This is a genomic window from Actinomyces israelii DSM 43320, assembly GCF_000711965.1.
Lineage (GTDB): Bacteria > Actinomycetota > Actinomycetes > Actinomycetales > Actinomycetaceae > Actinomyces > Actinomyces israelii.
On record NZ_JONS01000018.1, the window covers coordinates 11,111 to 24,129 of the forward strand.

Below are 13,019 nucleotides of genomic sequence, written 5' to 3' on the forward strand. Positions count from 1 at the left end.
AAAAAAATGAGAATCTACCCGTTCCAGGGAGACCAGAACGCCGAGCAGACCCGCCCTCATGATGGGTCGCCTGGCGCGCGAGAGCGGTGAGAAAAAGAAGATCGCGGTGGTCCTGGACAACACCAGGTTCCACCACGCCAAGGCTTTGAATGCCCTGTATGCCCCCGGTCAGGCTCTGGAGCGCATCACGCCCATCTACATGCCCCCGTACGCCCCCGACCTTGGGTCCCACCAAGCACGTACGGGACACCGCCAAGAACAATATCGCCAACCTCCGCGCGCTCGCCCCGGAGAACACCTTCGCGGCCTTCACCGCCTACATCACCAACCGCACCTTCGACTACGACTTCGAGTACCTCCCAGTCACACCGCCACACACCGATCTTGTTTAATTCCAGCCATATGTTCGTCTTGTGACCAGAGGAAGCAAGGTGGGTCATTGAGATTTGCTGGCTCTTCGCGTTTGAGGGTGTGGTGGTAAGGTGTCTGTGGGGTGCGTGGCTGGGGTGGCGGAGCAGGGCTGGCGCCCTCCCGGTACCCTGCCGGTTACCGCCACGTCTCGTCCCGGCATCCTCCCTTGTCCTTCCTTTGCCGCCTTGGCATATGCCCCTGCGTACTTTGGCTGGAATTAAGCAAAAATGGCGTTCTGGGGCGGCTGCTGGGGGACTCCTGGTTGGTGCTTGCGGGGGTCTCGCATGAGGGTTGTCTCGTGCAGATCGACATGGCGGGGGGCGGGGCGTCCTCATCGGGTGGAGGAGGTGTTCGGACACCCTGCGAGCTGGCGGGGGCTGAGGGCGGGGGCGGTTGTGTGCGCTGCCCGTGGTGTCGACCTGGGTGCTGTCGCGGAGGTGGTCGGGCGGGCCGGGGGAGGCGGTGCGCGAGTGGCTGTCGCGGTGGCGGCAGGGGCGGGCTGGGCCCTGTGGTGACCGGTCGCGCCGTGGGCGGGAACGCGGTGGGGCTCAGGAGGGCGCAGAAGGGAGGAGGTGGAGGAGGTTCCTGGTGAGCCGCCGTCGAAGCCGCTCTCGGGGGCGGGCGCCGGGGACGGGCTCTGGGGCGCCCGCGGCTTCTTGGGGGTGGTCGCGTCTGATCAGGTTCGGTGCCCGGTAGGGGTCGGGCTCCTGCTGACCTGCTGCTCATGGGCCTTGTCGGGCGTGAGCCTCAGGCTGCCCGGCCTGTTCGTGGGGCGCCGCGACGAGAAGGGGGCGTCGCCAGGCGGGTGGCCGGGATCCGGGGCCGGGACCCGGCGCACGCGGCCCTCCCCAGGGGGGAGGAGGGCAAGGCTGTACGCGGACCGGGCGAAGGCGAGCCGGTCGTTCCCCGGGGCACCGAGCCTGACGACCAGGAGGATGAGGACCCACCCGATCCAGGGAGACCAGGACGCCGAGCGGACCCGCCCTCATGACGGGTCGCCCGGCGGGCGAGACCGGTGAGGGACAAGGAGGACCGCGGCCGTCCTGGGCGACGCCGGGCTCCACCACGCCAAGGGCCCTGACCGACCTCCACGCCCCCGGTCAGGAGCCGGGGCGAATCACACCCATCCACACGCCCCCTGCGCCCCCCGACCCCGGGTCCCACCAGGCACGCACAAGATGCCGCCAGAGCCGGCACCGCCAGCCCCCGCGCGCCCCGGACAACACCCCCGCGCCCCTCCCACACCACCACACACCGATCTTGTTCAACTCCAGCCATTCCTAGTGATCTCCGCCCTGACCCGCATCGACAACCCACCCCCCGCATGCCCACCACGATCCGCGACTTTCGCGGGCAGTTCCAGATGAGGCACCAGACTTCTTTCGCGGGTATACAAGATGAGTCTCGTCGTAGCGTTGACACCAGACGGTCGTTGTGCTACACAGGTTGCTGCAGACGTGAACCCTGTACCTCTCACCCTGATGGAGGCGCTGCATGGGAACTCCCGCTCCGTTGTACTCGGCGTTGCGCGGCTGGCGGCGGACGAGGCCCGAGGCCGCCGCCTACACACACCTGCGCCCGGACGGGCACGGGAACTCTACGCTCGAGACACTGACGTGGGAGCAGTTCGACCTGCGGGTCGCCATCTTGGCCCGTAGGCTCACTGTGGTGTGCGACCGCCAGGACAGAGTGGTCCTCGCCCTGCCCCAGACCCTGTATTACCCCGTCGCGTTCTTCGCCTGCCTGCGCGCCGCGCTCGTGGCCGTGCCGGTCTCGACAGTCGAGAGCCCCGGTCACGAGATAAGACTTCGATCAGTGATCGCGGACTGCGACCCCGCGGTCGTCCTGACCACGGAGGAGCACCTGGACGCCGTGCGCGGGCTGGTCGGGCGGCTCAGTTGCGATCTCGACCGGGCTCGCGCCCCGCGGGTCATCGCGGTCGACGACAGCCGGGATCCAGAGGAGCGTCCGGTGCCCGCCGAGGATATCGGTGCCGAGGATGTCGCGTACCTTCAGTACACGTCAGGCTCCACCAGCACACCGGCGGGGGTTGTCGTGACGCACAGCGCCCTGCACAAGAACCTCGACCAGATCGTGGAGAGGTTCGCTCCTGACGCCGGGTGCACGTCGGTCTCCTGGCTGCCGTTCTTCCATGACATGGATCTGCTCAATGGCCTGCTTGTGCCGGTCCGAGTTGGGTGCCGGGCGGTCTTCATGGAGCCGACAGCGTGCATAGGGCAGCCAGGGGCGTGGATTGGCGCCCTCGCGAGGTTCCCCGCGCGTATTCGGCTGCGCCGAGCTTCGCCTTCGAGCTCATCATGCGCCGGATGCAGCCGGCGGACCTGGAGGGGATCGACCTCAGCGGGCTGCACGGGGTCGTCGTCGGCTCGGAACCGATCAACGGCGCGGTAATGGGGCTGGTTGAGGCCGAGCTCGGGCGGGTCGGCCTGAGACCCGACGCGCTCATGCCGTCCTACGGCCTGGCCGAGAACGTCGTGCTCGTCTCGGGCGATCGGGGCGTAAGGACCTACACTCTCGATGCCGACGCCCTTCGACGGGACAGGGCGGAACGCGCCCCCGGGGAGCCCGGCAGCGTGACGCTTGTGGGCTGCGGTCGGCCCGTTAACGGGCTGTCGCTTCGGATCGTCGATCCGCGCAAACGGGTACCCTGCCCACCTGGTCGCGGTCGACGAAGTCGCGGCGGCGATCGTGAGCCTGTCGGTCGGGGGATACGTCGGAGAGACCTACCACCTGAGCCACGGCGCCGGAACCTCGCTGGACGCAGTTGTCCGCGTCCTTCGGGGTCTGGGCTACCGACTCGGACGGACGACGATGGACCGGTGGCTCGGAAGACTCAAGGGCGAGCCGGGCAACGCGGCCGCGTCCTTGGTGCCGCTGCTGGACTGGCAGGGGGCGCTCGACGTCCCGCTATCCTCGGAGTCGACCCGCAGGGCTTTGAACGAGGTCGACGCGAGCCTGAGGCCCGTGACCGATGAGATGCTCGCGCGCACAGTGGAGTTCTTCATCCGGACCGGCCGGTTCCCCCGCCCCGGGACGGGCCGCCCATGACCCGCGCACCGGTGCCGGCACGATTCGTGACGCCGAACCTCGACCCGACCCGCCGCCTCCGTGAGACGGCCGATACACCCACTGGAACAGGGAGGTACTCATGACCGCGACGATCAGGGCCACGGGACTGGTCAAGCGCTACGGCCGGGAAGGGGCGACTGTCCTCGACGGCATCGACCTGCGGGTCGACGCCGGCGAGTTCGTCACCATCATGGGCAGCTCCGGCGCGGGGAAGTCCACGCTGCTGTACTGCCTGAGCGGCGTCGACAGACCCACGGAGGGCTGCATCGAGCTGGGCGGGTCACGGATCGACCGTCTCAGGGAGAAGGAGCTGACGACGATCCGGCGCCGGGTCGGATTCGTCTTCCAGCAGATCAACCTCCTGCCGCACCTGTCCCTGCTGGAGAACGTGGCGCTGCCCGGGCTGAACGGCCGAGGAGCCGCCGGACGACGGCGCGCCGTCCAACAGGCGGAGGAGCTGCTGACCGCCGTCGGCCTGGCCGAGGCCATGCAGCGGGGCCCGCAGCAGGCCTCGGGCGGCGAGCAGCAGCGGGCCGCCATCGCCCGCGCCCTTCTGACCGATCCGGTCGTGCTCTTCGCGGACGAGCCGACCGGCGCCCTCCACTCCGCCGCAGGAACAACGATTCTTGACCTGCTTGAGCAGACCAACGCGTCGGGGCAGACCACGGTCATGGTGACGCATGACCCCCGGGCCGCGGCCCGCGGCAACCGCGTCATCTACCTGCGTGACGGGCGCGTCGTCGCCGAGCTGGACTCCGGGTCCCGCGACGTGCCCCTCGCGGAGCGCGAGATCCGGGTGCGCGACTGGCTCGAGGAGATGGGCTGGTGAGGCGGCCTCCGACCGCGCTCGGGCTCCTCCTCAGGCGGGACCTGGGGCGGGACCGCGTGTTCTCCACGGTGATCGTGCTCGTCTCCCTCTTGGTGACGGCCCTGCTGTCGACCACGGTCGGCGGGATGCTCACCTCCAGCCGGTCGCAGGGGCGGCTCTACGACGAGGCGCAGTCACCCGACGTCGTCATCCGCTTCACCGGGGAGCCGACCATCGACGACGAGCTGGAGCGGACCGCCCGAATGGAGGGTGTGAGCGGGGTCGACCGCACGGTCAGCATCACCGTGACGGCGAGGGTCGCGGGGGAGGAGGCATCCTTCAACCTGACGCGCGCCGCCGACCTGGAGCCGGGCATCGACATCGACGGCCAAAGCCTGGCGCCGCAGGGGAACGTCATCCTGCCCGTGGCGACCGCACAGGCGCTGGGCCTGCACGAGGGCGACGCCCTCACCGTCGACACCGGGGTCGGCCAGCACGAGCTGACCCTGGCGGGCACGTTCGACGACCCGGTCTTCGGCTCACCGATGATGGGCTACAAGCGCGCCGTCGTCAGCGAAGAGACCTACGACGCGGTCCTCGACACGGTGCGGGCGTCGCAGGGCGACGGAGCCCTCGTGACGCTCGTCGCCCTGCGGGCCGACAGCGCCGTGACGACCCCGGCGGGGCTCCTCGCCGACCTCGACTGGGTCTCCGACGCCGACTTCGCCTACGACCGCTCCTTCCTCATGCGCAGCTTCGCCATCATTCCCGGCATCGTCAGCGCCGTCCTGCTCATGACGACTGTCGTCCTGGGGATCGTGCTCGTGCTCGTGCTCCGGCACATCAGTGGCGTGCTCATCCGCCGCGAGTGGCGCAGCTCCGGGGTCCTCAAGGTGCTCGGGCTCAGCTCGGCCCAGATCAGGCTGAGGCTCGGGGCGAGGCTGGCGGTCCTTAGCGGCGCCGGGTGCCTCGTGGGCGCCGTCGCCTCGATCTGGACGATCCCGGCGCTGGGGGGCCTCTACCTGTCCGCCAACGGCCTGTCCTCCGTGCCCGCGGTGGTCCGATGGCCCGGGGTCGTCGCCGCCGTGGGCGTCATGGCGCTCGTGTGCGCGACTGCGCTTGCGGCGACCCGGGTTCTGTCCTCTCTCAGCCCGCGCGCCGCCCTGGCGAATCAGACCGGGTCGGAGCCCGCGAGGCGGGCCGGACCCTCACTCGCGCGCCTGACTCGCCTGCCCACGGGCTGGGCGCTAGTGTTCAAGGACCTGGTCCGCTCCCCCGGCAGGTACGTGAGCCTGTTCGTCACGGCGCTGGCCTTCTCCTTCCTCATGGGAACCCTCCTGCCGCTCGGGGCCTCTTTCGCCACCCGGGACCGGACGATCCAGACCCTCGGCCTGGACTCGTACGACGTGACGGCGCTGGTCCTGACCCGGACCGAGGACCCGGGAGCCGTCTTCGACGCCGCGCTGGACCGGGCCGTGGAGGAGACCGGCCTGCCCGAGCCCGTCTACGTCGCCGCCCACCGCTCGGTCAACGTCAGGGTCGAGGGACGGACCGTGGTCGGCACTGTCTCGACCGGCTTCCCGGACTCGCTCAGGGTCACCGGGGGCCGGTTGCCGTCCTCCGCGGACGAGGTGCTCCTCGCCCGGGGCCTGGCCCGGTCCATCGGCGTCGGAGTCGGTGACCGGGTGGCGCTCGGCGGCGACGACGCCACGACCTACGAGGTCAGTGGCGTGTACGACACCGTCAACCAGGCGGGCATGACGGTGTGGCTCACCGAGGAAGCGTTTCAGCGCCTGGAGCCCAGCGCGCCCAGCCCTTACTACTACGTGACCTTCGACCACGAGCTCGACAGCGACCAGCTGAGCGACCTCCTGGAGCGGCTCAATGCCAGCACTGGCATCTCCGCATCGGGGGGCCGTGCGCAGGTGGCGTCCACCGTCTCGACGGTTCAGCTCGCGCTGCGGGGAGTCATCGCCCTGGTCTCGGCCCTCGGCGCGCTCCTCGCGGGCGTGGTGGCGACCTTCCTTGCGCTGTCGGCCGCGGCCGTCGACAGACGGACCTACGCCATCATGACCGTGCTCGGTTACGCGCGCGGCCAGCTGCGCCGCCAGCTCGCGCTGAGTTTCGCGGTGACGGCTGCTGCTGCGGCGGCGCTGGGGGCCCTCACCTCGAATGTCCTGGCGGAACCGCTGCTCACGGTGCTGCTCGGTCGAGTCGGGCTGAGCACGGTCGACCTGGGCGGCGACGCGGTGGAGATGACGATCGTGTGCCTGGGCTTCGGGATCCTCTGCGGCGCCGTCGCATGGTTCGCAGCGAAGACGCTGCCGCGTGCGGCGTCATCCGAGCTGGTGTCCGAGTAGGTCGCCGCGTCGCGGCCGCTGGTTCGGATCGCCGGAGTGCCTCATGTCAAGGTGCCCGCGAAAACTCATCGACGCCTCACCTGGGACTGCCCGCGAAGCTGTGAGGGTCTAGGAGGCTTTCTTGACTCGGATGCCCTTGTGGACGTCGGGCAGGACGCTTGGGAACCGGGCGAGACGGGTGCTGGTCGGTCTTGTCCTTGGCCAGCGCGATGAGCACGTCCTGGAGCCCGTGCGGTGCGACGGGTGATGGCGGCCGGGTTCAACGGTTGCGGTAGGCGATCAGCTCCTGCTTCTGCGTGCCGGTCAGGACGTCGGTGTCCAGCAGGCGGTCCAGCGGGATGCGGGGGGGGGTACAGGCGTTTGCGTTTGCCAGTCTTGTCGGTGCCCCACCCGTTGGGCTTCTTGGTGGGGGTCTAGGGGAGTTGACCTGCACGTGGCCAGGGCCCACAGCCGGCTCCGGCACCTCCCGCTCGGCGTCGGTGTCATAGCGGTGGTAGAAGGCGTAGTGACGCACCAAGTGGTTGTTCTTAGACTCCATAGTGGCCTGGTCGTTCTTCGTAGGAGTACTTGCGCATCCTGGCCCGGGGTATGGGCTTTCCTACACCGGGAGGGCGCTTGGCTACCGTCCTCAGGCGCCGCCTGGAGCCCTCCCGGCTCCAACCGATCACCGCGCGCACCTTGTCCAGCATCCGCCCCTTGTCCTTCTTTGACGCCTTGGCATACGCCCCCGCGTACTTCCTGGTGATCTCCACCCTGGCTCGCATTGACAATCCACTCCCCATGCTCACCACGATCCGCGACTTTCGCGGGCAGTTCCAGATGAGGCACCGAACCTCTTTCGCGGGCATACAAGATGAGTCTCGTCGATCGTTTGACTGGGCGCTGAGCGCCCGTAGGAAGGGTGCATGAGCGAGCGCAGCCGCTGGATCGCGTCCATCGCCCTCGGGGGTGCCGGGGTCGCCTATGTGAACAGCTGCCTGCGTCCACGCGGCGATAATGCGGAGCCTCTCCCCGAGGATGACCTCCTGCCCGACGCCGAGATTGTCAAGACGCACGAGACGGTGCTGCAGGCACCCGTGGCTGACGTATGGCCCTGACTGGTCCAAATGGGCCACGGGCGCGGCGGTTTCTACTCCTTCGATGTACTGAGCCTTTCTCATCAGGGGGTGGTGTTGTTCAGGTTGAGGATGACGAGGGCGGTGGCAAGGACTTTGGTGATGGTTGATGGGCGAGGGTGTCTCTCCTGAGGGCTTGTGGCCCTTGATGGGGGTCTTGATGCCGATGCCGGCACCCGCGTAGCCCTTGTCGGCCAGGGTGGGTATCCCGCCGTTCCAGCGCCGACGCAGTCCGCCCGGTCAGGGGCGGCGAGCCGTTGTCATCACCTTCTGGAGGCCGCGGATCGCAGGGCCGGATCGGGCGTGACAAGACCCCGCGACCCCTGGAGGCCGATAGGGGATGGCGGATGACGCCGCCGCGGCCGCGTAGCCTGGGCCCATGCGTCCCGTCACCGAGCTCCAGCGCGCCGCCAAGCCCTTCGAGGTCGTCAGCCCCTACTCGCCCAGCGGCGACCAGCCCGCCGCCATCGCCGAGCTCGCCGAGCGGCTGGGCGCCGGCGAGAAGGACATCGTCCTGCTCGGCGCCACCGGGACCGGCAAGTCGGCCACCACCGCCTGGCTGGTCGAGCAGGTCCAGCGCCCCACCCTCATCATGGAGCCCAACAAGACCCTGGCCGCCCAGATGGCCGCCGAGTTCCGCGAGCTGCTGCCGAACAACGCGGTGGAGTACTTCGTGTCCTACTACGACTACTACCAGCCCGAGGCCTACGTCCCCCAGACCGACACCTTCATCGAGAAGGACTCCTCCATCAACGACGAGGTCGAGCGGCTGCGCCACAGCGCCACCAACTCCCTGCTGACCCGCCGCGACGTCGTCGTCGTCTCCTCCGTGTCCTGCATCTACGGCCTGGGCACGCCCCAGGAGTACGTGGACCGCATGACGCCCCTGGCCGTGGGCGAGCAGATCGACCGCGACGAGCTCCTGCGCCGCTTCGTCGCCATGCAGTACACGCGCAACGACGTCGACTTCACCCGCGGGACCTTCCGTGTGCGCGGGGACACCGTCGAGATCATCCCTATGTACGAGGAGCTCGCCATCCGCATCGAGTTCTTCGGCGACGAGATCGAGTCCCTGGCCACCCTCCACCCGGTCACCGGGGACGTCATCGCCTCCACCGACCAGGTCTTCGTCTTCCCCGCCTCCCACTACGTCGCCGGGCCCGAGCGCCTGCAGCGCGCGATCGAGGGCATCGAGGCCGAGCTGGCCGAGCGCCTGGCCGTCCTGGAGCGCGACGGCAGGCTCCTGGAGGCCCAGCGTCTGCGCATGCGCACCACCTACGACCTGGAGATGCTCGGCCAGATCGGCACCTGCTCGGGTGTGGAGAACTACTCCATGCACATCGACGGCCGCTCCCCGGGCACCCCGCCCAACACGCTGCTGGACTACTTCCCGGAGGACTTCCTCCTGGTTATCGACGAGTCCCACGTCACTGTTCCCCAGATCGGGGCCATGCACGAGGGCGACGCCTCCCGCAAGCGCACGCTGGTCGACCACGGCTTCCGCCTGCCCAGCGCCCTGGACAACAGGCCGCTCACCTTCGCCGAGTTCGAGGGCCGCATCGGGCAGACCGTCTACCTGTCCGCCACCCCCGGCGACTACGAGACGCAGCGCGGCGACGGCGTCGTCGAGCAGATCATCCGCCCCACCGGCCTGGTGGACCCCAAGATCGTCGTCAAGCCCACGCAGGGGCAGATCGACGACCTGCTGGAGGAGGTGCGCACCCGGGTGGAGCGGGACGAGCGCGTGCTGGTCACCACCCTGACCAAGCGCATGGCCGAGGACCTGGCCACCTACCTGGCGGACCGCGGCGTGCGCGTGGAGTACCTCCACTCCGACGTCGACACCCTGCGCCGCGTCGAGCTGCTGCGCGAGCTGCGGCTCGGCAAGTTCGACGTGCTGGTCGGCATCAACCTGCTGCGCGAGGGTCTGGACCTGCCGGAGGTCTCCCTGGTGTCCATCCTCGACGCCGACAAGGAGGGCTTCCTGCGCTCGACGCGCTCGCTCATCCAGACCGTCGGGCGCGCCGCACGCAACGTCTCCGGCGAGGTGCACATGTACGCCGACCAGGTCACCCCCGCCATGGCTGAGGCCATCGAGGAGACCGAGCGGCGCCGCGCCAAGCAGCTGGCCTACAACGACGCCCACGGGATCGACCCGCAGCCCCTGCGCAAGAAGATCGCGGACGTGACCGACATGCTCGCCCGCGAGGACGTGGACACCGCCGAGCTGCTGGCCGGCGGCTACCGGGGGCACGAGGAACGGGCCGTCGTCGGGCGCCGCAAGAGGGCCGCCGAGGCCACGGTGCGCGAGAGGCTCGCCGGAGCGGCGCAGAGCGACCTGACGGGGCTCATCAACGAGCTCACTCAGCAGATGCACGCCGCGGCCGAGGACCTCCAGTTCGAGTTGGCCGCCCGCCTGCGTGACGAGATCCGCGACCTGAAGAAGGAGCTGCGCGACATGCGGGCGGCGAGCTGAGGCGGTGAGACGGGGCGAGCGCATGAGCGACGGCGCCTTCCGGGCCCTGCCCCTCGACAAGTGGCGGTGGCGTCCCTCGCCGGTGGCGGGGCAGATCGTCTACGCGACCACCACCGGCCGGGACGGGGCGACCGACCTGGCCCTCAAGAGCTGGGTGTCCATGGCCGCCTTCGCCGGACCGGTCATCGGCCTCGGGTGCCGACGGCGCCATCGCACCTGCCGGAACGCCACGGCGACGGGCCGCTTGACGCTCAGCTTCGGGAGGATCGAGCGGATCGCGGTCCGCAGGGAGGTCTGCGACCTGCCCGCGTCCGAGGCCTACGCCCGTCCGGCCCCCGCCTTCCTCCTCGAGGCGGGCCTCACCGCCGGTCTGGGGCCGGTGCGGCGCTGCGCCGACGGGTGACGCCACCGTGGTCGCACAGCTCGATGGCGCGCCCCGACGTAGCCGATGACACAGCGCTGGGGACCCGCGGTGAGGCCCGAGACAGGTCTGGGAGGCTAGACTCGCATCACGCACCTGCATACGGAGGGGAGTACTCCCACCAACGGCGACGTCGTCATCACGGCGGACCGGTCCTCGTCCGGACGAGGCGCCGGCCCCCGGCGTCGCAGGCCAGCGCGACGGCCCCGGCGGCCCGAGCCCATGGCGGGAGGAGACCTCCGGTACTCGAGCTGTACCGGAGGTACTACTAGTGGACGTCCACGCCCTCGGGTGGCTGGCCCTGGCCGCCATTATCCTGACCATGATCGCGGTCGACATCGTCGGCCACGTCAGGACCCCTCACGAGCCCACCGTGAGGGAGGCCGCCTGGTGGTCGGCCGGATACATCGCCGTCGCCGTCGTCTTCGGCACGATCGTCGCGGCCGTGTGGGGGGCCGACTACGGCGAGGAGTACTTCGCGGGGTACATCACCGAGAAGTCCCTGAGCATCGACAACCTCTTCGTCTTCGTCATTATGATCTCCAGCTTCCGGGTGCCCCGGAGGTACCAGCAGGAGGTCCTGCTCGCCGGCATCGTCATCGCCCTGGTGCTGCGCCTGGTCTTCATCCTGGCGGGCGCCGCCCTCATCGAGAACTTCTCCTGGGTGTTCTACCTCTTCGGCGCCTGGCTGCTGTGGACCGCCGTCGCCCAGGCGCGGGAGGGCATTGAGAAGCCCGAGGAGCCCGACGCCGATGGCTACCGGCCCTCGGGACTCGTCAAGCTGGTCTCCCGGATCGTCCCCATGACCAACGGCTTCGTGGGGGGAAGGCTCCTCCACCGCCATGCCGGGCGCACCATGATCACGCCCCTGCTCCTGTGCATTATCGCCATCGGCACCGCCGACGTCGTGTTCGCCGTCGACTCCATCCCGGCGATCTACTCGCTGACCGCCGAGCCCTACCTCGTCTTCGCAGCCAACGCCTTCTCCCTGCTCGGGCTGCGCCAGCTCTACTTCCTCATCGACGGCCTGCTGGACCGCCTCGTCTACCTGCACTACGGCCTGGCCGCGATCCTGGGCTTCATCGGCCTCAAGCTCGTCAACCACGCCCTGCACACCAACGAGGTGCCCTTCATCAACGGCGGGCAGCCGTGGGATGCCGTCACCGAGCCGTCCATCGGGGTGTCGCTGGGCTATATCGTCGTCGTCGTCATCATTACCGTCGCCGCCTCCGTCCTGGCCTCCAGACGCGCGCGAGACGCATCGAGGCCGGCCCGGGTCCCCGAGTCCACCGACGCCTGAGCGCATGGCGATCTGCGAGGAGCATCAGCGCATGAGCGTCAGCCCCATGGCCTGGCTCGCCCTGGCCGTCATTGTCACCGGCCTGCTGATGGTCGACTTCATCGGTCATGCCCGCAAGCCCCACCCGCCGTCGATGCGCGAGGCGACCGGATGGACCATCGGCTACATCTGCCTGGCCGTCGTCTACGGGCTGGCCGTGTGGGGCAGCGACGGCAGGACCTACGCGGGGCAGTTCTACGCCGGCTGGCTCACCGAGTGGTCACTGAGCGTGGACAACCTCTTCGTCTTCATCCTCATCCTGTCCGCCTTCCGCGTACCGCGCGACTTCCAGCAGAAGGCGCTGCTGCTGGGCATCGCCACCGCCCTGGTGCTGCGCCTGGTCTTCATCCTGACGGGCGCCGCCCTCATCCGGCACTTCAGCTGGGTCTTCTACCTCTTCGGCGCCTTCCTCGTCTACACGGCCGTCAAGCAGCTCCTCGACGCCCGCAAGGACGACGACACCGAGGAGGACGCCACCGCGTACGTGGACAACTCGGTGACCCGCCTCGTGCGGCGCCTGCTGCCCACCACCGACGGCTTCGTCGGGAACAAGCTCATCCACCGCCACGCCGGGCGCACCATGATCACGCCCCTGCTCATTGTGGTGATCGCCCTGGGCACCGCCGACCTCATGTTCGCCTTCGACTCCATCCCGGCCATCTTCGGCCTGACCTCCGAGCCCTTCCTCGTCTTCAGCGCCACCGCCTTCTCCCTGCTCGGCCTGCGCCAGCTCTTCTTCCTCATCGACGGGCTCCTGTCCCACCTGGTGTACCTGCCCTACGGGCTGACCGTCATCCTGGGCTTCATCGGCCTCAAGCTCGTCAACCACGCCCTGCACGAGAACACGCTGCCCTTCATCAACGGCGGCGAGCCCGTCACGGCCCTCCCGGAGCCGTCCACCGAGGTCTCGCTGGGGCTGATCGTCATCACCCTGGCCCTCGTGGCCGTGACCAGTCTCATCCACGCGCGGAGGCGGGCGTGAGCGCCCGGCTGGGATCC

General features: G+C 69.2%; 11 protein-coding genes and 1 pseudogene. 11 read left to right on the top strand and 1 reads right to left on the bottom strand.

Features of this window, described 5'->3' with window-relative positions; genetic code table 11:
• Nucleotides 1-61 precede the first annotated feature (61 nt).
• The 6 genes and pseudogenes from O145_RS19885 to O145_RS07825 all read left to right on the top strand — a co-directional run.
• Nucleotides 62-163, top strand: a pseudogene (locus O145_RS19885) (hypothetical protein); the annotation flags it as partial.
• Between the two features lie 58 nt (nucleotides 164-221).
• A complete protein-coding gene (locus tag O145_RS19050) occupies nucleotides 222-392 on the top strand; it encodes a hypothetical protein (protein ID WP_229118428.1) in 171 nt (56 codons plus the stop codon).
• A gap of 1,513 nt (nucleotides 393-1,905) precedes the next feature.
• Nucleotides 1,906-2,823, top strand: coding sequence for an AMP-binding protein (locus O145_RS07815; RefSeq protein WP_052374831.1), 918 nt, complete (start codon nucleotides 1,906-1,908; stop codon nucleotides 2,821-2,823).
• 297 nt (nucleotides 2,824-3,120) lie between these two features.
• Nucleotides 3,121-3,480: a hypothetical protein gene (locus tag O145_RS18615; RefSeq protein ID WP_169740331.1), complete on the top strand. Its 360-nt coding sequence runs from the start codon at nucleotides 3,121-3,123 to the stop codon at nucleotides 3,478-3,480.
• 100 nt (nucleotides 3,481-3,580) lie between these two features.
• Nucleotides 3,581-4,330, top strand: a complete 750-nt coding sequence (locus tag O145_RS07820; RefSeq protein WP_043562091.1) for an ABC transporter ATP-binding protein — start codon at nucleotides 3,581-3,583, stop codon at nucleotides 4,328-4,330.
• A complete protein-coding gene (locus O145_RS07825) occupies nucleotides 4,327-6,669 on the top strand; it encodes an ABC transporter permease family protein (protein ID WP_043562093.1) in 2,343 nt (780 codons plus the stop codon). Before O145_RS07820 ends, O145_RS07825 begins: the two co-directional genes overlap by 4 nt.
• A 259-nt stretch (nucleotides 6,670-6,928) precedes the next feature.
• On the opposite strand, the gene O145_RS19055 is transcribed toward O145_RS07825, so the two are convergent.
• On the bottom strand, nucleotides 6,929-7,207 hold the full coding sequence (locus O145_RS19055) for a hypothetical protein (RefSeq protein ID WP_229118429.1): 279 nt from the start codon (nucleotides 7,205-7,207) through the stop codon (nucleotides 6,929-6,931).
• Between the two features lie 367 nt (nucleotides 7,208-7,574).
• On the opposite strand from O145_RS19055, the gene O145_RS07835 reads away from it, so the two are divergent.
• The 5 genes from O145_RS07835 (at nucleotide 7,575) to O145_RS07855 (ending at nucleotide 13,002) form a co-directional block, all read left to right on the top strand.
• Nucleotides 7,575-7,766, top strand: coding sequence for a hypothetical protein (locus O145_RS07835; RefSeq protein WP_052374834.1), 192 nt, complete (start codon nucleotides 7,575-7,577; stop codon nucleotides 7,764-7,766).
• Between the two features lie 397 nt (nucleotides 7,767-8,163).
• Nucleotides 8,164-10,260, top strand: coding sequence for an excinuclease ABC subunit UvrB (gene uvrB, locus O145_RS07840; protein WP_043562096.1), 2,097 nt, complete (start codon nucleotides 8,164-8,166; stop codon nucleotides 10,258-10,260).
• Nucleotides 10,261-10,282: 22 nt separating this feature from the next.
• The gene (locus O145_RS16445) at nucleotides 10,283-10,663 is read left to right on the top strand and encodes a hypothetical protein (protein WP_156966657.1); all 381 of its coding nucleotides are present in this window, start codon (nucleotides 10,283-10,285) and stop codon (nucleotides 10,661-10,663) included.
• A gap of 289 nt (nucleotides 10,664-10,952) precedes the next feature.
• Nucleotides 10,953-11,981 carry a TerC family protein gene (locus tag O145_RS07850; protein WP_043562098.1) on the top strand — a complete coding sequence of 343 codons (1,029 nt, stop codon included), beginning with the start codon at nucleotides 10,953-10,955 and terminating at the stop codon, nucleotides 11,979-11,981.
• A gap of 31 nt (nucleotides 11,982-12,012) precedes the next feature.
• Nucleotides 12,013-13,002 (top strand): TerC/Alx family metal homeostasis membrane protein, encoded by a 990-nt coding sequence (locus O145_RS07855; RefSeq protein ID WP_043562101.1) that lies wholly within the window; start codon nucleotides 12,013-12,015, stop codon nucleotides 13,000-13,002.
• The last annotated feature ends 17 nt before the right edge of the window (nucleotides 13,003-13,019 follow it).

What these genes read in the sequence shown, in the direction of transcription:
- O145_RS19055 (WP_229118429.1), bottom strand. Translation starts at nt 7,207, where the DNA reads ATGGAGTCTAAGAACAACCACTTGGTGCGTCACTACGCCTTCTACCAC.
- O145_RS16445 (WP_156966657.1), top strand. Translation starts at nt 10,283, where the DNA reads ATGAGCGACGGCGCCTTCCGGGCCCTGCCCCTCGACAAGTGGCGGTGG.
- O145_RS07855 (WP_043562101.1), top strand. Translation starts at nt 12,013, where the DNA reads ATGAGCGTCAGCCCCATGGCCTGGCTCGCCCTGGCCGTCATTGTCACC.
- uvrB (WP_043562096.1), top strand. Translation starts at nt 8,164, where the DNA reads ATGCGTCCCGTCACCGAGCTCCAGCGCGCCGCCAAGCCCTTCGAGGTC.
- O145_RS07820 (WP_043562091.1), top strand. Translation starts at nt 3,581, where the DNA reads ATGACCGCGACGATCAGGGCCACGGGACTGGTCAAGCGCTACGGCCGG.
- O145_RS07835 (WP_052374834.1), top strand. Translation starts at nt 7,575, where the DNA reads ATGAGCGAGCGCAGCCGCTGGATCGCGTCCATCGCCCTCGGGGGTGCC.
- O145_RS07815 (WP_052374831.1), top strand. Translation starts at nt 1,906, where the DNA reads ATGGGAACTCCCGCTCCGTTGTACTCGGCGTTGCGCGGCTGGCGGCGG.